The sequence below is a fragment of the Ruegeria sp. HKCCA6707 genome, assembly GCF_013033515.1.
GTDB lineage: Bacteria > Pseudomonadota > Alphaproteobacteria > Rhodobacterales > Rhodobacteraceae > Ruegeria.
This window is the reverse complement of sequence record NZ_WQEG01000001.1, coordinates 149,665-169,363: the sequence shown is the minus strand read 5'-3', so window position 1 is coordinate 169,363 and position 19,699 is coordinate 149,665. Positions and strand designations below refer to the sequence as shown.

General features: G+C 58.0%; 21 protein-coding genes and 1 other RNA gene. 11 read left to right on the top strand and 11 right to left on the bottom strand.

Annotated features, from left to right (window positions below; genetic code table 11):
• Positions 1-301 precede the first annotated feature (301 nt).
• Positions 302-3,022, top strand: a complete 2,721-nt coding sequence (locus GOW40_RS00855; protein ID WP_171129345.1) for a ribonuclease E/G — start codon at positions 302-304, stop codon at positions 3,020-3,022.
• 51 nt (positions 3,023-3,073) lie between these two features.
• Here the strand turns inward: GOW40_RS00855 and GOW40_RS00850 are convergent, their stop codons facing one another.
• A complete protein-coding gene (locus GOW40_RS00850) occupies positions 3,074-3,307 on the bottom strand; it encodes a sulfurtransferase TusA family protein (protein ID WP_171130476.1) in 234 nt (77 codons plus the stop codon).
• 105 nt (positions 3,308-3,412) lie between these two features.
• On the opposite strand from GOW40_RS00850, the gene GOW40_RS00845 reads away from it, so the two are divergent.
• The 4 genes from GOW40_RS00845 to GOW40_RS00830 all read left to right on the top strand — a co-directional run bounded on the left by GOW40_RS00845 (position 3,413) and on the right by GOW40_RS00830 (position 7,761).
• Positions 3,413-4,165, top strand: a complete 753-nt coding sequence (locus tag GOW40_RS00845) for a cytochrome c biogenesis CcdA family protein (protein ID WP_171129348.1) — start codon at positions 3,413-3,415, stop codon at positions 4,163-4,165.
• An 89-nt stretch (positions 4,166-4,254) separates the two neighbouring features.
• Positions 4,255-5,460: a hypothetical protein gene (locus tag GOW40_RS00840; protein ID WP_171230829.1), complete on the top strand. Its 1,206-nt coding sequence runs from the start codon at positions 4,255-4,257 to the stop codon at positions 5,458-5,460.
• The gene (locus tag GOW40_RS00835; RefSeq protein WP_171129357.1) at positions 5,457-6,806 is read left to right on the top strand and encodes a cytochrome P450; all 1,350 of its coding nucleotides are present in this window, start codon (positions 5,457-5,459) and stop codon (positions 6,804-6,806) included. The genes GOW40_RS00840 and GOW40_RS00835 overlap by 4 nt, the downstream gene beginning before the upstream one ends.
• A gap of 73 nt (positions 6,807-6,879) precedes the next feature.
• A complete protein-coding gene (locus tag GOW40_RS00830; RefSeq protein WP_171230828.1) occupies positions 6,880-7,761 on the top strand; it encodes a fructose bisphosphate aldolase in 882 nt (293 codons plus the stop codon).
• Here the strand turns inward: GOW40_RS00830 and GOW40_RS00825 are convergent.
• Genes GOW40_RS00825 through fumC form a run of 4 tightly spaced genes read right to left on the bottom strand, consistent with a single transcriptional unit; the run spans position 7,758 to position 10,207 of the window.
• Positions 7,758-8,360, bottom strand: a complete 603-nt coding sequence (locus GOW40_RS00825; RefSeq protein ID WP_171129361.1) for a DNA-3-methyladenine glycosylase I — start codon at positions 8,358-8,360, stop codon at positions 7,758-7,760. The genes GOW40_RS00830 and GOW40_RS00825 overlap by 4 nt on opposite strands.
• A 58-nt stretch (positions 8,361-8,418) precedes the next feature.
• A complete protein-coding gene (locus GOW40_RS00820; protein ID WP_171129362.1) occupies positions 8,419-8,640 on the bottom strand; it encodes a ribbon-helix-helix domain-containing protein in 222 nt (73 codons plus the stop codon).
• Positions 8,637-8,813, bottom strand: coding sequence for a DUF4169 family protein (locus GOW40_RS00815; protein ID WP_171129364.1), 177 nt, complete (start codon positions 8,811-8,813; stop codon positions 8,637-8,639). Before GOW40_RS00815 ends, GOW40_RS00820 begins: the two co-directional genes overlap by 4 nt.
• Entirely contained in the window at positions 8,813-10,207 is a 1,395-nt protein-coding gene (fumC, locus tag GOW40_RS00810) for a class II fumarate hydratase (RefSeq protein ID WP_171129366.1), read from the bottom strand. The genes GOW40_RS00815 and fumC overlap by 1 nt, the downstream gene beginning before the upstream one ends.
• Before the next feature lie 206 nt (positions 10,208-10,413).
• On the opposite strand from fumC, the gene GOW40_RS00805 reads away from it, so the two are divergent.
• A complete protein-coding gene (locus tag GOW40_RS00805) occupies positions 10,414-10,968 on the top strand; it encodes a hypothetical protein (RefSeq protein WP_171129368.1) in 555 nt (184 codons plus the stop codon).
• 28 nt (positions 10,969-10,996) lie between these two features.
• On the opposite strand, the gene GOW40_RS00800 is transcribed toward GOW40_RS00805, so the two are convergent.
• From GOW40_RS00800 to GOW40_RS00775, 6 genes are all read right to left on the bottom strand, one after another.
• The gene (locus tag GOW40_RS00800) at positions 10,997-11,461 is read right to left on the bottom strand and encodes an SspB family protein (RefSeq protein ID WP_171129371.1); all 465 of its coding nucleotides are present in this window, start codon (positions 11,459-11,461) and stop codon (positions 10,997-10,999) included.
• Positions 11,462-11,537: 76 nt separating this feature from the next.
• Entirely contained in the window at positions 11,538-12,788 is a 1,251-nt protein-coding gene (gene chrA / locus GOW40_RS00795; RefSeq protein ID WP_171129373.1) for a chromate efflux transporter, read from the bottom strand.
• 266 nt (positions 12,789-13,054) lie between these two features.
• Positions 13,055-13,486, bottom strand: coding sequence for an ester cyclase (locus GOW40_RS00790; protein ID WP_171098864.1), 432 nt, complete (start codon positions 13,484-13,486; stop codon positions 13,055-13,057).
• Between the two features lie 96 nt (positions 13,487-13,582).
• Positions 13,583-13,930: a transfer-messenger RNA gene (gene ssrA / locus GOW40_RS00785) on the bottom strand.
• Positions 13,931-13,954: 24 nt separating this feature from the next.
• Positions 13,955-14,317, bottom strand: a complete 363-nt coding sequence (locus GOW40_RS00780; protein ID WP_171129375.1) for a DUF4345 family protein — start codon at positions 14,315-14,317, stop codon at positions 13,955-13,957.
• 74 nt (positions 14,318-14,391) lie between these two features.
• Positions 14,392-15,123 carry a FadR/GntR family transcriptional regulator gene (locus GOW40_RS00775; RefSeq protein WP_171129377.1) on the bottom strand — a complete coding sequence of 244 codons (732 nt, stop codon included), beginning with the start codon at positions 15,121-15,123 and terminating at the stop codon, positions 14,392-14,394.
• 71 nt (positions 15,124-15,194) lie between these two features.
• Between GOW40_RS00775 and GOW40_RS00770 the strand changes: the two genes are divergently transcribed.
• The 5 genes from GOW40_RS00770 (at position 15,195) to frr (ending at position 19,689) form a co-directional block, all read left to right on the top strand.
• The gene (locus GOW40_RS00770; RefSeq protein ID WP_171230827.1) at positions 15,195-16,001 is read left to right on the top strand and encodes a DUF2182 domain-containing protein; all 807 of its coding nucleotides are present in this window, start codon (positions 15,195-15,197) and stop codon (positions 15,999-16,001) included.
• A gap of 18 nt (positions 16,002-16,019) precedes the next feature.
• Positions 16,020-16,724 (top strand): DUF1326 domain-containing protein, encoded by a 705-nt coding sequence (locus tag GOW40_RS00765; protein ID WP_171129381.1) that lies wholly within the window; start codon positions 16,020-16,022, stop codon positions 16,722-16,724.
• Positions 16,725-16,773: 49 nt separating this feature from the next.
• A complete protein-coding gene (locus tag GOW40_RS00760; RefSeq protein WP_171129383.1) occupies positions 16,774-17,877 on the top strand; it encodes a dimethylsulfoniopropionate demethylase in 1,104 nt (367 codons plus the stop codon).
• A 104-nt stretch (positions 17,878-17,981) separates the two neighbouring features.
• On the top strand, positions 17,982-18,977 hold the full coding sequence (acuI, locus tag GOW40_RS00755) for an acryloyl-CoA reductase (RefSeq protein ID WP_171129385.1): 996 nt from the start codon (positions 17,982-17,984) through the stop codon (positions 18,975-18,977).
• Positions 18,978-19,125: 148 nt separating this feature from the next.
• The gene (frr, locus tag GOW40_RS00750) at positions 19,126-19,689 is read left to right on the top strand and encodes a ribosome recycling factor (RefSeq protein WP_171098876.1); all 564 of its coding nucleotides are present in this window, start codon (positions 19,126-19,128) and stop codon (positions 19,687-19,689) included.
• The last annotated feature ends 10 nt before the right edge of the window (positions 19,690-19,699 follow it).

Genomic DNA, 19,699 nt, shown 5'->3' with positions numbered 1-19,699 from the left:
GAAGGTGACCTGAAGGGTCGAACGGCAAGGCAGACCGATTGTGTCCCGTATGGGACAACAGAGCACCTGAGCCCGAACCCCTTCGGGCGAAAGGAATAAATGGGCAGGCTGCAGCACTCTGCGCTTGTCGGAGAAGAACCGCGATGACGCGCGCGCAACGATTGAGAGAACGGGCAGGGGGCCATAGCGCCAGACCTTGCCGCGCGCCGTCCGATATCGCCACTACAAGACATCATGCCAAATGTGCCTGTCCACCCGGACGGGTCAGGACAACGCGTTTGGCGCGGTGCATCAAGGACACATGGCTAAGAAAATGCTTATCGATGCCACCCACGCGGAGGAAACCCGCGTCGTGGTGGTCGACGGAAACAAGGTCGAGGAGTTCGATTTTGAATCCGAAAACAAACGTCAGCTTGCTGGCAATATCTATCTAGCAAAAGTCACGCGGGTCGAACCCTCGCTTCAGGCAGCTTTTGTCGATTATGGCGGGAACCGGCACGGTTTCCTGGCGTTTTCCGAGATCCATCCGGATTACTACCAGATCCCCGTCGCGGATCGCGAAGCGCTGATGGAAGAAGAGCGCGCCTATGCCGAGGCGATGAAGGCGCGGGATGAGGCCGAAGAGGCGAAGCCCAAGAAGCGGCGGTCGCGTTCACGCACAAAAGCGGCAGACGTCAAATCGGACGATCCGGTCGAAACACTGGACGTTTCGTCTGAACCCAGCGGAATGGAAACCATCCACCTGGACGATGGGGATCAGGCGGAAATGCCGGTACCCGAAGGGACGTCTCCGATGGAGGTTGTTGCCGAAACACCGGTTGAGGAACCACAGGACGATCCTGCTGCCGAGGTGGAAGAGGCCGCAGAAGAAAGTAGCGCAGCAGAGTCCGTCGAAGCGGAAGAAGGCGCAGAGGATGCGGCGTCGGAGGCTGTGGCGGAAGACACGGACAACTCGGATGACCCGGTGGACTCCGAAGATGGGGCAGATGACACCTCTGAGGATGAAGATCAGGGCGAGAAAAGCGCGGATGCTGCGTCAAAAGACGAGACCATTGAATCGGTCGCCGATGAAGATGACAGCGAAGATATTCGCCCGCCGCGCAAACCGCGCCCGCGCCGGTACAAAATCCAGGAAGTTATCAAAGTCCGCCAGGTTTTGCTGGTGCAGGTGGTCAAGGAAGAACGCGGCAACAAAGGGGCCGCGCTGACCACCTATCTGTCGCTGGCCGGTCGCTATTGTGTGCTGATGCCCAACACCGCGCGTGGCGGTGGTATCAGCCGCAAGATCACCAACGCGGCCGATCGCAAGAAACTGAAAGAAATCGCTTCGGACATCGATGTGCCGACCGGGGCCGGGCTGATTATTCGCACAGCTGGGGCCAAGCGCACGAAATCCGAGATCAAGCGTGATTATGAATATCTGCAACGCCTGTGGGAGCAGATCCGGGAACTGACGCTGGAATCGATTGCGCCGGCCAAGATCTATGAAGAAGGCGATCTGATCAAACGCTCGATCCGCGATTTGTATAATCGCGATATCGACGAGGTTCTGGTTGAAGGCGAGGGCGGATACCGCATCGCCAAGGACTTTATGAAGATGATCATGCCGTCTCACGCCAAGAACGTGAAACGGTACGAAGATGCGCTGCCGCTTTTTGCGCGCTATCAGGTGGAAAGCTATCTGGCGGGGATGTTCAACCCGACGGTGCAGCTGAAATCCGGCGGCTATATCGTGATCGGGGTGACCGAGGCATTGGTGGCCATTGACGTGAACTCGGGTCGGGCGACCAAAGAGGGCTCGATCGAGGAAACCGCGCTTAAGACGAACCTTGAAGCCGCCGAAGAAGTGGCGCGTCAGCTGCGTCTGCGGGACCTGGCCGGTCTGATCGTCATCGACTTTATCGATATGGACGAGCGCAAGAACAACTCGGCTGTTGAGAAGCGGCTGAAGGACAAGCTGAAGACCGACCGCGCGCGCATTCAGGTGGGCCGGATTTCGGGCTTTGGCCTGCTGGAGATGAGCCGCCAGCGCTTGCGCCCTGGGATGCTTGAGGCCACAACGCAGCCATGCCCGGCCTGTCACGGCACAGGCTTGATCCGTTCGGATGACAGTATGGCCTTGTCGATCCTGCGCCAGATCGAGGAAGAGGGAACGCGTCGCCGCTCGCGCGAGGTTCTGGTGCGGTGCCCTGTGGGGATCGCCAATTTCCTGATGAACCAGAAGCGCGAGCATATTGCGCAGATCGAAGCCCGCTATGGCCTGTCGGTCCGTGTTGAAGGTGATGTGCATCTGGTCAGCCCGGATTTCTCGATGGAGAAGTTCAAGACCGCGAGCCGGATTGTCCCGGAAGCAACCGCACCGGTTATCTCGGCGGATGCCTCATTGATGGATGCGATTGACACCTCGGACGAAGAAGAGGCCGTTGAAGACAGCGTCCAGTCCGACGAGGAACAGAAACCCAAGCGCAAACGTCGCCGTCGTCGTCGCAAGAAAGGTGGCGGCAATGGTGAAAACGGCGAGGCACAGGATTCAGGTGCCGAAGGTGAAGCGTCAGACGACGCTGACGCTGCCGAAACCGCATCGGATGAACCGTCATCGTCGGATCAGGACGAAAAGCCTGCAAAACCCAGGCGCAAACGTGCAGCGCGGCGTCGCAAGAAGGACGATGACGCTGAGGTCGCGCAACCCGCTGAAGTAAGCTCTGACGAGGCGAGCGCCCAGGCGGATGTTGCGGCGGCGGAAGAATCGAGCGAAGCCGCGCGTGCCGAAGAGGTGGCGCAAGAAGAAACGTCTGAGCCAGTTGTTGAACCGACGGCAGAGGCGGAACCTCAGGAAATCCCTGCAGAAGAGACCCCTGAGGCCGCTGTGGCCGAAGAAACCCCAGAGGTCACGGCCACAGAGGCAGAGCCTGAAGCTCCGGCAGAAGAAGCGCCAGAGCCGGTTTTGGAAACTGTGACGCCAGAGCCCGAGCCTGAACCCGCCCCGGCCAAGCCAAAACGCAAGGGCTGGTGGTCATTATAACAAACAAAAGGCGGGCATCATGACCCGCCTTTTTTCTTGTCCGGATTCAATCTAGCCAGATTTTTGGATCAGATAGACCTGGTGATCACCATCGCTGTCTTGTGACAGCAGCACATGGCCCGACTCGGTGCAAAAATGGGGAACATCAATAATCGCAGCCGGATCATCAGCAAGCACCCGCAGCACAGCGCCTGCAGGCAAGGATTTAAGGCGTTTTCGGGCTTTTAGGACAGGCAGCGGGCACAGCAACCCCAGCGCGTCCAGCGTCTCGATCTTTTGCGTCATGTCATTGGGGATAGGACGAACTTGTAACACTGTCTAGATTTCAACCACGAGGTTGTGACCGTTTGGCCTCGTGACGACGCGCATTTGATACCATATGTGGGGATCATGTTCGGAATTGATATCATAGATGCGGAGCTTCTGCCCGCGATGTTCATCGCCATGCTGGGCGGGCTGATCAGTTTTCTGTCCCCCTGCGTGTTGCCGATCGTGCCGCCCTATCTTGCGTATATGAGCGGTGTGTCGATCAACGAGATGAAAGATGAGGCGCAAGCGCGCCGCAAGGCCACCCTGTCGGCGCTGTTCTTCGTTCTGGGCTTGTCGACCGTGTTTCTGGTGCTCGGCTTTACCGCGTCGGCCTTTGGCGCTTTTGTGCTGCAAAATCAGGTACTTTTTGCCAAGATTTCGGGTGCGGTGGTGATTGTCTTTGGTCTTCACTTCCTGAACATCATCCGCATTCCACTGCTGGATCGTGAGGCACGGATGGAGACCGGCGAATCCAGTGGTTCGATCTTTGGCGCCTATATTCTGGGTCTGGCCTTTGCGTTTGGCTGGACGCCCTGTATCGGCCCGCAACTGGGCGCGATCCTGTCGCTGGCGGCGTCCGAGGCTTCGGTGGCGCGCGGAACCCTTTTGCTGGGTGTCTATGCGGCGGGCCTTGGCATTCCATTCCTGCTGGCCGCCATGTTCCTGAACCGGTCTATGGCCGTGATGAACAAGATCAAACCGCATATGGCTTTGATCGAAAAGATCATGGGCGGGTTGCTGTTGTTCGTGGGCATCATGCTGATTACCGGTCTGTTTACCGAGTTCAGCTTCTGGCTGCTGGAAACATTCCCGGTTCTGGCAACCTTCGGTTAAACCCATCGCTCTAACATCGCGGGACCGGTCAGGTGGGTCTTACCCTGACCGTCCCGCTGCGCTAACCTGCGCGGCAGATGAGCAGGGGCATGAGCAGTCAAAGCACCGAAACTACAGTGCGCAAACGCCGGGTGTTCTACATCCCCGGTTATGACCCGATTCCGCCTCGTCGCTATCGTGAGCTTTATCGCAAGGAAAGCGCCGCGCAGGCCCGGGTTTCGGGCTATGAGATCGCATTGAGCCCCAAGAACGGTGATGGCCCCTATGGTTGGCACGTGTTCTCGCGCCAGGACGGGTTTGAAACCGAAACAGACATCGAGGTTCTGGTCTGGTCCGACATCGTGCAGCAGAGCATGGCGCAGTCCATCCCCGGCACCTATCTGCAATTGCTCAGGACGGCGTGGATTTACCTTTCGACCGGCACGCTGGGACGGTTGATGCGGCTACGCAAAGGGCCGGTCATTGCGGCGCTTTATCCGGTCGGGATGCTGCTGGGGCAATTGGCGCTGGCTGTGGGTATCGCTTGGGCCTCGGCTGCGCCGCTTTGGGGCTGGATAGGCTGGCTGGCTCTCTTGCCTGCGTTCGGGTTGGCCTATGGTCTGCTCTATGCCTTTCGTCGTTTCGACAACAGGTTTTTTGCCTATTACCTGATGCATGATTATGCGCATTCCTCGGCTTTGAAGGGTGCCGTTCCGGCTGAACTGGCCGCCCGGTTGGAAGGGTTTGCGCAGATGATCCGGGACGCGCTGGATGGTGACACAGATGAGGTGCTGGTGGTTGGCCACAGCTCGGGCGCGCATTTGGGAGTTTTGGTTCTGGCTTCGTTGCTGAGGCAGCGCCAGACACAGCGCCCTGTGTTCTTCCTCAGCTTAGGGCAAGTGGTCCCCATGGTCTCGTTCCTGCCCAACGCAGACCAATTGCGCCGCGACCTGCAATTCCTAAGCACGCGTGAAGACCTGACCTGGGTCGATGTCTCAGCCCCGGGCGATGGCTGCGCCTTTGCGCTTTGTGATCCCGTAGCGGTGAGTGGCGTGGCCGGGCCGGGCAAGCGCTGGCCGCTTGTCCTGTCAGCGGCCTTTACCCAGACGCTGTCGCCCGAGCGCTGGCGACAGCTGCGCCACCGCTTTTTCCGCCTGCATTTCCAGTATCTCTGCGCCTTCGACCAACCCGGAGACTACGATTATTTCCGCATCACCGCCGGGCCCCTGACGCTCGCGCAGCGGTTCAGCGGCCGTAAGCCGTCAAAATCGCGGATCGAAACACCGGTTTCCAAATACAGTTCGGTCGGCCCATGACGCCACCCAAGCCTCAGCCCCGCGCCGACAAAGTATCGCTGCCGCGGTACCTGAAACTATTCCGGCAGGATCTGCTCTCGGCCCAGCCACAGCGATTGTACCGTGCCTGGATGGCCGAATTTCGAACGCCGTTTTTCCGGTCATACCTGATCAATCAGCCTGATCTGATCCAAACGGTTCTGAAAGACCGGCCCGATGATTTCCCCAAGTCCAACCGCATCAGCGAAGGGTTACGCCCGCTGTTGGGTCAATCGGTGTTCCTGACCAACGGCGAGGTCTGGAAAGCCCAGCGGCGCATTATCGATCCGGCGTTTGAGGGCGGACGGCTGAAAGATACCTTTCCCGCGATGCGCGCAGCGGCGCAGGCTTGTGCGGACCGTTTGCAATCGCGGGTCGGAAACCCCGTCGAGTTCGAAGAAATCACCAGCCACGCAGCCGCAGACGTGATTTTCCGCACCCTGTTTTCGGTCCCGATTGAACATGACATCGCAGCAGAGGTGTTCCAGAAATTCCGCGCTTATCAGCGCGAACAACCGCTTTTGAACCTGGCCGCCTTTGTCCCGTTGCCGCGCTGGATGCCTCGGTTCCATTCCCGCCGCACCCGCCGCACCGCACAGGATATCCGCGCTCTAATCACGCGAATGACACAAGAACGGGCTGCACAGATTGCAAACGGCACCGCGCCAGATGATCTGGCGACCAAGATCATGACCACACCGGACCCCAGCACCGGGCGCTGTTTTGACACCAATGAGATGGTGGATCAGGTGGCGATCTTCTTTCTGGCCGGTCACGAGACCAGCGCATCCGCTTTGGCCTGGGCGCTGTATTTGTTAGCGCTGTTCCCCGAGTGGCAAGACCGGATCGCCGCAGAAGCGCACTTGCTGGATCAACACGATTTTTCTGCGATCTCAAAGCTGCGTAGCGCGCGGGATATATTTCGCGAAACCTTGCGGCTTTATCCGCCGGTCCCGATGATGGTGCGCGAAACAACCTGTCCCGAGCAATTCAGAAATCGCGACCTGCCAACAGGCGCGCAAGTGGTTCTGAGCCCCTGGCATCTGCATCGGCATGAGCGGTTATGGGACAACCCGGACGGGTTTGACCCCAGCAGGTGGAGCACGGAGAACGGCAAGCGCTGTCAGCGGGATGCGTTTATGCCGTTTTCTGCCGGGCCGCGTGTTTGCCCGGGCGCGGGCTTTGCGATGGTAGAAGGCCCGCTGATCTTGTCGATGATCCTGCGGCGCTTCAGGTTGGAAACAATCCCCGGCAAAACGCCTGTTCCCGTCGCACATCTGACGGTCAGGTCCAAAGATGGCATCTGGTTGCGCTTGGTTGAGCGCTAACATCCTACCATCCGTCTCCGCGCTGCTGTATGCGAGGGGGTAAATCGGAATCAGTATTGAACAGGAAAGAGTTATGTCCAACGCAGAACAGCGCGCGCAGATGTCTGAAGGTGCAGGATTTATCGCAGCATTGGATCAAAGCGGCGGCTCGACCCCAAAGGCGCTGGCGCTTTATGGCGTGGAAGCGTCTGACTATGGTTCAGACGCCGAGATGTTTGACGAAATCCAGAAGATGCGCGCCCGGATCATTCTGGCGGATGATTTCACCAAAGACAAAGTCATCGGCGCCATCCTGTTCGAACGGACATTGGGTGAAGAGATCGAGGGTCGCAAAGTGGCTGACTACCTTTGGTCGGTCAAAGGCATCGTGCCGTTCCTCAAGATCGACAAAGGGCTGGAAGAGCAGGCAAACGGTGTTCAATTGATGAAACCGATCCCCGGTCTGGCCGAGACATTGGCCAAGGCAGGTCGCGTATTCGGGACCAAGGAACGCTCGGTCATCCATGAGGCAAACGCGGAAGGGATCGCCGCCATTGTCGCACAGCAATTTGACGTAGCCCGTGAGGTTGTCAGCGCCGGAATGGTTCCGATCATCGAGCCGGAGGTGAATATCCACTCCGCAACCAAAGCTGAAGCAGAAGACATCCTGAACGCGGAGATCCTGAAAAACCTTGATCAGTTGGAAGACGGTCAGGATGTGATGCTCAAATTGACGATCCCGACCAAAGCCAACCTCTATGATGCGGTGGCCGATCATCCGCGCGTGTTGCGCGTTGTGGCTTTGTCGGGTGGCTATTCTACTGAAGAGGCCTGCGACCTGCTAGGGCAGAACGGCAAAATGATTGCCTCATTCTCGCGCGCCTTGACCGAAGGGCTGTCGAAGCATCAATCCGAGGCCGAGTTCAACGCGGCCCTGGGTGGCAATATCGACAAGATCTTCAAAGCGTCCTGCTAAACCGGCTTGACGTACGCGCGGCGCTTTTGCGCCGCTTTGTCTCGAAAGACGCAGCCTTCTGCGTGATCATTGATCAGCCCCATCGCTTGCATAAATGCATAAACGGTGGTGGGGCCGACAAATTTCCAGCCGCGTTTCTTCAGATCTTTAGACATCGCAACCGACTCGGGTGAGGTCGATGCGCTTCGCGGCGCGGGTGGTGTTTCAGGCTCATAGCGCCAAACATAGGCGGCGATCGAGCCTTCCTGAGCGACCAACTCCTGCGCACGCCGTGCGTTATTGATCACTGCTTCAATCTTTCCGCGATGGCGAACAATACCGGTGTCTTGTAGCAGCCGCGCGACATCTTCGTCAGAAAACACGGCCATCTTGTTGAAATCAAAACCACAAAAGGCACTGCGAAAATTCTCGCGCTTGCTCAGGATCGTGCGCCAACTCAACCCGGATTGAAAGCTTTCCAGGCACAGCTTTTCGAACAGGCGAATGTCGTCTGAAACCGGGTAACCCCATTCCGTGTCGTGATAGTCAAAGAACTCAGGTGCGGCCTGGCACCAGGCACAACGGTGTTGGCCGTCAGGGCCCGTGACGAGATCACCCATATGATGTACCCTTTTTGTTCCTGCTCAAGCTAGCGACCAAAGCGCGGGATGACAAGGGTCAGGCTTTGTCTTGATACCAATTCAGGATGTATACACGGATGGCCGAGGCCAAGCCTGTTTCCGGGTCTCGCGCAACATCAATTTCTGACGCCAGGACATTGATTGGAATATCTTTTTCCTGCGCTATGTTGCGAAAAGCGCGCCAGAACTCATCTTCAAGGGAAACCGAGGTCCGGTGCCCCTTTAGCGTCAGAGAGCGTTTCACCGGGCGGCCGCTCATTCATCCAGCTCATGATTGTCGAGGTCGCGTTTCAGCTTGTCCAGCCGCTCAAGCACCTTGTCTTTTTCCGCCTTGGACCGCCCAAACGCCACAGCATTTTGGTCTGCGCGGGCTTTTTTTGCAGCCCGCGCTTTTTCTTTTCGATACCGGTTCAGATTGACCGGTTTGCCCATCAGTCTTTCGGGCCGATCATCTGTTCAGGGCGCACAACCGCATCAAAGGTCGCCGCATCGACAAAACCCAGGGCAATGGCCTCTTCCTTGAGGGTGGTGCCGTTCTTATGGGCCGTCTTGGCAACCTTGGTGGCATTGTCATAGCCGATGGTGGGGGCAAGCGCGGTCACCAGCATCAGCGATTCCTTCATCAGCTTGTCGATGCGGGGCTCATTGGCCTTGATGCCCAGCAACATGCGCTCGGTAAAGCTGTCGGTTGCATCGCCCAGCAACTGGATCGATTGCAGCAGGTTGTAGGACATCATCGGATTGTAGACGTTCAGCTGGAAATGACCCTGCGAGCCCGCAAATTTCATCGCCGCATCATTGCCCATCACATGGGCGGCGACCTGGGTCAGCGCTTCGGCCTGTGTCGGGTTCACCTTGCCTGGCATGATCGAAGAGCCGGGCTCATTTTCCGGCAGGATCAGTTCCCCCAGACCTGACCTCGGGCCTGAGCCCAGCAAGCGGATATCATTCGCGATCTTGTAACAAGAGCCCGCAATGGTCGCCAAGGCACCTGACAGGAAGACCATGGCATCATGGGCCGCCAGCGCTTCGAACTTGTTCGGCGCGGTGACAAAGGGCAGGCCGGTGATGTCTGCCATGTTCTTTGCAACTGCTTCGTCCCAACCATTGTGCGTGTTCAGGCCAGTGCCCACCGCAGTGCCGCCTTGCGCCAGCTCGTAGATGCCGGGCATCGACGCCTCAACGCGGGCGATCCCCTGACGGATCTGATGTGCGTATCCGCCAAACTCCTGTTCCAGCGTCAAAGGTGTCGCATCTTGCGTATGGGTTCGACCGATCTTGATGATCCCTTCGAACTCTTTAGCTTTTTTCTCAAGCGCTGTAGCGAATTTCTCCAGACCCGGCATCAGCACATCTCGCACGCTCATCGCGGTGGCAATATGCATGGCGGTGGGGAAGGTATCGTTTGACGATTGCCCCATATTGCAGTGGTCATTCGGATGCACCGGATATTTCGAACCGATTACGCCGCCCAGAATTTCGATGGCCCGGTTCGCAATCACCTCGTTCGAGTTCATGTTCGATTGGGTGCCCGATCCGGTTTGCCACACGACCAGAGGGAAGTTGTCATCAAACTTGCCCTCGATCACCTCACCCGCGGCTTGGATGATCGCATCGGCAATCTTGGCGTCAAGCTTGCCAGTGGCTTTGTTTTCCATCGCACAGGCTTTCTTGATCACGCCCAGCGCGCGGACAATGGCCACGGGCTGTTTTTCCCAACCGATCGGGAAATTCATGATCGATCGCTGAGTTTGCGCGCCCCAATACTTGTCAGAAGGAACCTCAAGCGGGCCAAAGCTGTCGGATTCGGTGCGGGTCTGAGACATCTGTCACTCCGTCTGGTATGCAGTTGTATGCCGTTTAGCCCGAGAGATCGCATGACTCAATCGGCAAGTTGCGCGCACCATAGAGGCTGGGCTTTCAAAGATATAGATCGTCAGTAGCGCTCAAACCTTGAAGTTAACGCAAACAGGCCCATTGTGCTGATGGGTAGGCCGGATAGAATGTAGTGCACCCTGCGATGGAGAGTGAAATGCAAAGATCGATTCCCGGACAGTCACTGATCGTGACGCTTGGCGCGGCGTTGATCATGCTGTTCTTGGCTGTCGCTGCCAAAGCATCCGACATCACACCTTTTGTGGGGAATTATGTTGGCTCGGCGAATGTGGTGAACATCGACGGCGAAGAAACCCCGCGCGATATGAGCGTTTCTATTCACGAGCTTAAACAGGGGTTCAATGTCAGTTGGACGACAACGACCTACAAGCCGGACGGGCGCGTGAAGGACGAGAAGTATTCCATCGACTTTCTGCCCTCGGGGCGCGGCGACCTGTACTCGGCTGCGATGAAGCGAAATGTTTTCGGGCACGAAGTTCCGTTGGACCCGATGAAAGGAGAACCCTTTGTTTGGGGGCGGATCGACGGGCCGACGCTGACTGTCTTTTCGCTGTTTATTGACGAATCCGGTGGCTATGAGTTGCAGCAATTTGACCGAACGCTGGCCGACGGCGGGCTGGAATTGTCCTTCTCGCGGTTCCGCAATGGCGAGAAATCACGCTCGGTCGAAACGTTCTTGCGAAAAGAATAAAGGCCTTAGGCGCAGCGCTGCGATTTGCTTACTTCCGAAAACTGTCGAGCGAGACGATATCTGCATCCTGATGCGGCTCGTCTTCTGTTTCCGGCGCTGAGACAGCGATCTCTTCCGAGATATCATCCTCGCTATCGTCATCATTGCTTTCGAAGCGCAAGCCAAACTCGACCGACGGATCCACAAAGGTCTTGATGGCCAGATAGGGGATATACAGAACCTCGGGCGCATCGCCGAAATTCAGCGTGATCGAAAAGCCTTCGTCTCCAACCGTCAGGTTTTCGAACCAATGCTGCATGACGATGGTCATTTCATCAGGATAGCGCTCGCGCAGCCAATCGGCCAACTCGACGCCCGGTTGGCGCGTATCGAAGGTGATAAAGAAGTGATGTGCCCCAGGCAGGCCGGTGTTGGATACATCCGACAAAACCTGCTTGATCAGGCCGCGCATGGCCGTGTGCATCAGGTTTCCATAGTCAATGTCCTGCGACATAAGTTGTCCTCAATACTCGCTACACTCAGCATAGGGGATTTGGCCGGAAACGAAAGGCCGCGCGGGCCAAGATTGGCTACAAATAGTGCAAAACCAGACCGGCGCAGGTCATCAGAGCCAAACTGACTGCAAACCCCAATTTTGCCCAGAAAATCAACAGCCCAGCGCCGATTGTCAAGCCTAGCGCGGCAAGATTCAAAGAGGTGATTTCGGGCAAAGGTATTGACACCGGGCCAAAACTCCAATCCGCGACTGTTCCGAATAAGACGCTCAACCCAAACCAGAGCGACAAATTGAGAATCACTCCGACCACGGCTGCCGTGATCGCGTGCAATGCCGAGGTCAGACGCGGGCGTTCAGCAAGGTAGTCGAGATAGGGTGCTGTCAGGAAAACCCACAGGAAACACGGCACGAAAGTCGCCCAAAGGGCCACCGCTCCCGCCGCCATGGCCAGGGCATATCCACCGGACAGGTAGCCGCTGAGCATGGCCACAAACTGTGTCACCAGAATCAGCGGGCCGGGGGTTGTTTCGGCAAGTCCCAACGCGTCGATCATCTGATCGGTGCTGATCCAGTGATACGTATCCACCACGGTCTGCGTCATATAGGCCAAAACCGCATAGGCCCCGCCGAAGGTCACCACTGCCAGACGGGCGAAATACCAGCCCAGATCACTCAGCAAGGTTTGACCTGTCAGGGTCAGCAGGACCAAGGGGGTCAGCCAAAGCGTCAGCCAGATCGCTGCCGTTCGGATCGGGCTGTTACGGACGGGCGAGGGGGTCGCAGGAACACCCTTGGGCACTGGTGTAACGGCGTATCCCCAAAGGGCGGCGCAGAGGATGATGATCGGGAAAGGCAGGTTGAGCGCGAAGATAGCGATGAATGCCAGCGCAGCGGTCGCTTTGTGGCTCGGCCCGTTAAGAGCCTTTCGCGAAAGGTTGCTCAACGCCTGAAGGACGATCACGATGACAGTTGCCTTGATGCCCAGAAATCCGGCTTGAACCAAGGGCAAATCCCCATAGGCCGCATAAAGCGCAACCAGCAGGGCGATGACAATGGCTCCGGGCACGACAAAAAGCGTGCCTGCGATCAGCCCTCCCCAAACGCCGCGGAGCCGCCACCCCGCATAGGTGGCCAGTTGCATCGCCTCGGGCCCAGGCAACAACATGCACAGAGACAGCGCCCTGAGAAAGCTCTGCTCATCCAGCCAAGGGCGACGCTCGACCAGTTCTTGATGCATCAGGGAAATCTGTGCCGCCGGGCCACCGAAGGACAAAAGCCCAATGCGCCCGAAGACGCGGAGCAGTTCGGAAAATGACGGGCTCATGCGGACCACACGAGATGTCGCGTCACCATCGTGTATGCGCGCGCGTTGCACAGCTGGCGCGCATTCTGCGCCGGACACAGAACCCAAAGCAGCTTTAGGGGCCAAAAGGCTGGGGTTTCAAATCTTCGCGGCGAGGCTGCCATTGCATGTTTCCTGTTTCAACTCGGATACATGCGAAGCTTGGAAAGCGACCTTTGGGGTGTTCGCAAGCTAACCCCGTTCAGGGCTGAGCTAACGCGGAACGCGCGACTGGGTCAAGCGTGCCGTCAAGCCCAGTCCAGGCGCTGCCCAGTCATGCAGACGGGCAGGGTGTCTTGCGGGAACTGACCCAGTTGTTCAAACAGCGAAACGAAGTCGAACTGGTTATACGCCTCAACCATTTTGTCGCCTTTGAACCGCGCCATAACCTGCCCTGTGGCCGTAACCGGAGCCCCATTGTCAGCGCGCGTTGTTTTCAGGTGAACAAACGCGCTGACCCAATCGCCGCTTTCTAGGATCTTGGGCATTTCAACCGTGATGTCGCCAAGGATGTGTCGGAATGCCATGACGAGGTCACGAAAATCACCACCATCCATCTGCATTTCAGGGATCAACCCTTCGGTTGTGGTGTCGGGCGCAAAGAACTGATCGATTGCATCCGTATTGCCCTGTTCCCAAACCTGCGAATACCAGTTGCGAAGCATATCTGCGTTGCTCATCACAGCCTCCTGTCTCTTGGTCAGGACGATGCGGCAAAGGCCTAAATAAACCGTGAACAAAACCTGAGATCTTGTTCAGAATTCGCGCATAGGGGAAATGCAGGTTTCTGTTGCCAGGTACCTGCGAACCCCGCCTTACGCGGCTAGGCGCAAGGGCTTAGATTTCGGTCTTGTTACTGCTTACGCAGCAACTGCAACCGGAGCACGATTGTCGTTTGCAATTGTACTAGTTTCGCCGGTAACGGTGGCAGACAGCCGAGACAAAGCTAACCCCTTTAGACGTTCGTCGATCCTGTTTCGGCCCCAAAATCCCCAAACGAAGGATGGTTGGTGGAGCCGCCGGGTACCGCCCCCGGGTCCGATCCGCTTATTACGAGCGCGTTTATGTCCATAGTCCCGAAGGACATCTTTTATATAGGCAAGGCGTAGGACAGATGCAAATGGCGAATCTGCCGCAGCGCCAATGCCTTAGGCGGTTCTGTTGAGATTGGCCGCAATCAGCCACACGGCCAGCACAAGCTCGATTCCCCCAAAAATCAGAGCTTTGGCCAGGGGTGGGTTGTCCAGCACAACAGATACGAACCGCCCCAGTGCCGCCCCGGAATAGACCACGCCCAGCATGACATAGGCCATGGGCTGGTTGAGCCACAAAACCGCGATCCCTGTCACCACAAACAGCCCGCCAACCGAGGCGCGCATTTCGCTGAGCCCCATAGTGCTGGTGGTGGGTGCCAGATCCAGCGCATTGGCCGTATAGGCGGGGGCCAAAAAGCCGAACAGGCCAAACCCGATGGTCAACAGGGCGGCAATTGCGTTCACGATCGGTATCATTCTGGCCTCTTTTTCTGTGGGTTCATTGCGAACCTAGACTGCCCTTGGCGAATGAACAGCACCAACTTGGCGCTTCAAGCGGGTTTGCGACGTTGTTCGGCCACGTCCCGGGCCAATTGCCGCGTATAGGCCTCAAGCTCGATCAGAGCGGCCTCGACACCATCCGCGTCGCGCGCATCCAGAGCGTCGGCTATGTTGCCGTGCAGCTCGATAATGGCCTCGCGCGACCGTGCCGTGAAGGTGATCATGTTCATCAGTGGCTGCATCGCCTCAACCGCACCCGCTAGTTGGTAGGACAGAACCGGATTGCCAGCACCGTCGACCAACGCGCGATGGAAGGCCACATCCGAGGCGCAAAAGGCCTCATCCGTCAGCCCGGGCTGCGCCTGACGAAAGATCTCGGCCCGCATCGTGGCCAGCTGATCCGGGCTTCTGCGTTCAGCGGACATGGGCGCGCAGGCGCGTTCCAGCGCATAGCGCGCCTCGCAGGCAGTATCGAAACTGACCGCATTCATAGACAGCAGCAGGGTCGAAGTGGTGATTTGCTGCGAATATGCGTCCTCAAAGCTGAGACGGTTCACAAAAGCGCCCCCCGTGGCTCCGCGCTGGGTGCGGATCAGTGCCTGAGCGGCCAGACGTTTCAGGGCCTCGCGCACAGTGGGGCGCGAAACCTGGAACTGATCGGCCAGCTCAGCTTCGGACGGCAGACGCTCATCAACGATCAGCGCGCCAGACACGATAGCGTCCCGAATAGCCTGCGCGATCTGCGCCGACAGGTCCGCCGGGTTTTTGGGGTCAATTTTCATCCCGTGTGCCTGCAAATATGAATTTTTATTTGTCTGACATTTAAAAGTCTGACATTTGAAAAGCAAGAGCGATGCTGTGGGAGGATCAGGTGAGTCGCGCAATCATCCGCAACGGGCTGTGGCTGGGCTTCTATCTCGCGATTCTGTGCGCGTGGTGGGTGATGTTCTCCATGAGCCGCGCGATGGATCTGGACTGGATCGGGCGCCCGGGGCCCATGGGGCAGGCGATGGCGGCAATGGATCCTCGGATGGATATGTACATGCCCATGGCCGAGTACGGCCCGTTGTTCTGGATGTGGGCCATCATGATGGCCGCGATGATGCTGCCGACGCTTGTGCCCACGCTGCGCAGTTACGAGGACCTGATCCGTAGCGCCAATGGCTCTCGCGCTGGATGGCTGGGGGTGTTGCTGGGGTATTTCGTCGTCTGGGTCGGATTTGCAGCCCTGATTGCAGGTGTTCAGCTTGTGCTGCTGTTTGGTGGCGTGATCGACATGCTGGGCATCGCCAAATCGGGATGGGTTGCCGCAGGGTTGATGATCGTCGTCGGCGCGTTTCAGTTTACCCGCGGCAAAGCGGTCTGCCACGGCATCTGTCACGCGCCCATGTCCTATTTCCTGGGCCATTGGAAAACCGGCTTTGCAGGCGGTCTGCGCATGGGGCTGGGGCTGGGCAGTTTTTGCGTTGGATGCTGCTGGGGCTTTATGGCGCTAGGCTTTGTGGGCGGAGTCATGAGCCTCTTGTGGATGGGTTTGGCGACGCTGTTCATGGTCTTGGAAAAACTGCCTCAGATCGGGCACCGGGTGACCCGGCCGATGGGGTTTCTTTTGATTGCTGGCGGCGTGCTGCTGCTGGCCTTTCCCGTGACTTACGGATGACTTGCGGAGGAGAATGAAATGGCAAAGAACAGAAGGGCAGATGCGGACAGGCTGCCGATAAGCCAGCGGATCGACAGCCGCATGCCCAACCCCAAACGGCGCGAGATGAGCCCGACGGAATGGGCCATCAAGGGCGAGTTGATCCTGAACTGTTCCTGCGATGTATTTTGTCCCTGCGTTGTCTCGCTGGGCGCGCATCCACCAACCGAAGGCCATTGCCACGCCTGGATGGGGGTGATCATCGACGAAGGCCATTACGAGGGCGAAGACCTGTCCGGTTTGAATGTGGGCCTGCTGGTCGATATTCCGGGCCGGATGGGCGAAGGCCAGTGGAAAGTCGCCGCCTATGTCGACGAACGCGCCAGCGGCAAGGCGTATAACGGCCTGCTGCAGATCTTCAGTGGTCAGGCAGGCGGCACCACAGGTCTGTTCACCATGCTCGTCAGCGAGATCATCGGAGCCGAGCGTGCGCCGGTTGAGATTGAACGCGACGGAACCAAGCGTCGCATCATGATTGGTCGCAAAATTCAGGGCGAGATCGAGATGCTGGGCGGCAAGGACCCCGATCATCCGGTGATGGTCTCGAACTCGAAATACTGGATGGGCCCCGACATCATCGTCGCGCGCGGCACCAAATCTAGGGTGCGTGATTATGGCCGGGTTTGGGATTTTGGCGGTAAATCCGCCGAAATTTGCCCCATCGACTGGCACGGACCCAAGTGATGCGCGACCGAAGCGTCGTCGAATGTCTGATCAGTGAGAGGAGAGCGGCGTGACCCAAATTTCTCTGTCCCGGCGCTTGCGGCGCACCCCGTTCTCAGACGGTGTCGAAGCGGCAGGGGTCAAAGCCTATACGGTTTACAATCGGATGCTGCTGCCGACGGTCTTTGAAAGCGTCGAAGCGGATTATCGGCACCTGAAAGAGCATGTGCAAATCTGGGATGTCTCTTGCGAGCGCCAGGTCGAGCTGCGCGGCCCGGATGCGACGCGGTTGATGCAAATGCTCACCCCACGCGATTTGCGTGGGATGCTGCCGGGGCAATGCTATTACGTGCCCATCGTGGATGAGACCGGCGGGATGCTGAATGATCCAGTGGCGGTGAAGCTGTCAGAGGACCGTTGGTGGATATCCATTGCCGACAGTGACCTGCTGTTCTGGGTCAAGGGAATCGCCAATGGCTATCGTCTGGATGTGCTGGTGGATGAGCCCGACGTCTCACCCTTGGCGGTGCAGGGGCCAAAATCGGATGAGCTGTTGGCGCGCGTTTTCGGAGACCGTGTGCGTGACATCCGGTTCTTCCGCTTTGACATGTTCGAGTTTCAGGGCCACAGCCTGGCGATTGCGCGCTCGGGCTATTCGAAACAGGGCGGGTTCGAGATCTATGTCGAAGGCAGCGCGGTTGGAATGCCGCTGTGGAACGCTCTGTTCGAGGCTGGGCGGGATCTGAACGTGCGGGCAGGGTGCCCAAACCTGATCGAACGGATCGAGGGCGGGTTGCTGTCTTTTGGCAATGACATGACCGACGACAACACACCGCATGAATGCGGGCTGGGCAAGTTCTGCAACACACATACCGCGATCGGATGTATTGGGCGTGATGCGCTGTTGCGTGTGGCCAAGGAAGGTCCAGTGCAACAGATCCGACCGATCGCCATCGCCGGGGACCCGGTTCCGCCCTGCGATCGGCCCTGGGGCGTTTTTGCCGAAGGCAGGCGCGTGGGGCAGATCACTTCGGCTGCCTGGTCGCCGGATTTCACAACAAATGTGGCCATCGGTATGGTGAAGCTAAGCCATTGGGACGCGGGCACGGCTTTGGAGGTTGAGACACCGGCGGGGACACGTGATGCGGTGGTGCAGGCGCATTTCTGGATTTGAGCGGAGGTAGGGGGCTCTACCTCTGTCGCTGCGCGAACCCCCGGGGATATTTTTGGCCAGATGCAAAGCGGATCTGGCGCTGAGGAACAGAAAGGAAGAGCTGAATGTTTAATGCGTTGATCATGAACAAGGACGAGGACAGCGGCGCGGCACAAGCCGAGATCAAGCAAATCTCGGAAGAGGACCTGCCATCCGGAGATGTGACCGTGGCGGTCGAATATTCCACGGTGAATTACAAAGACGGTTTATGCCTTTCCCCCAAGGGTGGAGGGCTTGTGCGCAATTACCCTCATATTCCGGGGATCGATTATGCCGGTACTGTCGAGACGTCCTCGGATGCGCGCTATGCGCCCGGTGACAAGGTGGTTTTAACTGGTTGGCGTGTGGGCGAGGCGCATTGGGGCGGGTACGCCCAGAAAGCCAGTGCCAAGGCTGACTGGCTGGTTCCCTTGCCGGATGGATTGAGCACGCAACAGGCGATGGCTGTGGGCACTGCGGGGTTCACTGCAATGCTGGCGGTGATGGCTTTGGAAGACCACGGGCTGACCCCCGGCCACGGGCCTGTTTTGGTCACCGGCGCAGCAGGTGGCGTTGGATCGGTGGCTACGGCCATTCTAGCGCATCTGGGCTATGAAGTGGCCGCAGTAACGGGACGCCCGGAGACCGGCGATTACCTGAAGTCATTGGGTGCCAGCACCATCGTGCCGCGCGAGGAGTTGAACGAGACCACCAAACGCCCGCTTGAGAGCGAAACCTGGGCCGGATGCGTTGATGCGGTCGGCGGTGAAATGCTTGCGCGGGTTCTGGGGCAGATGAAATACGGTTGCTCGGTCGCCGCTGTCGGCCTGGCCGGGGGCGCAGGGTTACCGGCCACGGTGATTCCGTTCCTTCTGCGCGGTGTGAACCTGCTGGGGATCGACAGCGTGATGCAGCCCTATGACAACCGGGTGCGCGCCTGGAACCGCATCGCCACTGATCTGCCGATGGACAAGCTTGAAGCGATGGTACAACCCGCGACTCTGTCGGATCTGCCAAAGCTTGGGGCCGATATCCTGCAAGGCCAGGTCAAGGGCCGTGTCGTTGTCGATGTGAACGCTTGAGGCGCGGCCACAACTCCGGGCATTTGTCTGACAATGGCCAGAAACAACTCTGGCCATTGCCACAATTCATGCTCATGATTGCTATACATCCCAATTGTGATGGCTTATGACCCATCCAAACAGCACCTGAAGACCGGGAGTGAGCAGCATGTCTGATGATTTCGAACTGGACACCGATGATTTGCAACGCCGCATGGACGGCGCCATGGCGAATTTGAAAACCGAATTTGCGTCGCTGCGCACCGGGCGGGCATCGGCCTCGATGCTGGAGCCTGTGATGGTGGATGCCTACGGTTCGATGACGCCGATCAATCAGGTGGGCACAGTGAATGTGCCCGAACCGCGCATGGTGACGGTCAACGTCTGGGACAAGTCGCTGGTCGGCAAAGTGGAAAAAGCCATTCGCGAAAGTGGTTTGGGGATCAATCCTCAGCTGAATGGCACCATCATCATGCTGCCCATTCCCGAGTTGAACGAAGAACGTCGTCGGGAACTGGGTAAAGTTGCCGGGCAATATGCTGAAAGCGCACGCGTCTCGATCCGCAATGTGCGCCGGGACGGCATGGATCAGATCAAGAAGGCCAAGGCCGATGGCATGTCGGAAGACGATCAGAAACTTTGGGAAGCCGAAGTTCAGGAGATGACCGACGCAATGATCAAGTCGGTGGATGACGCGCTTGAGACCAAGCAAACCGAGATCATGCAGGTCTAAGGCCCAGCAT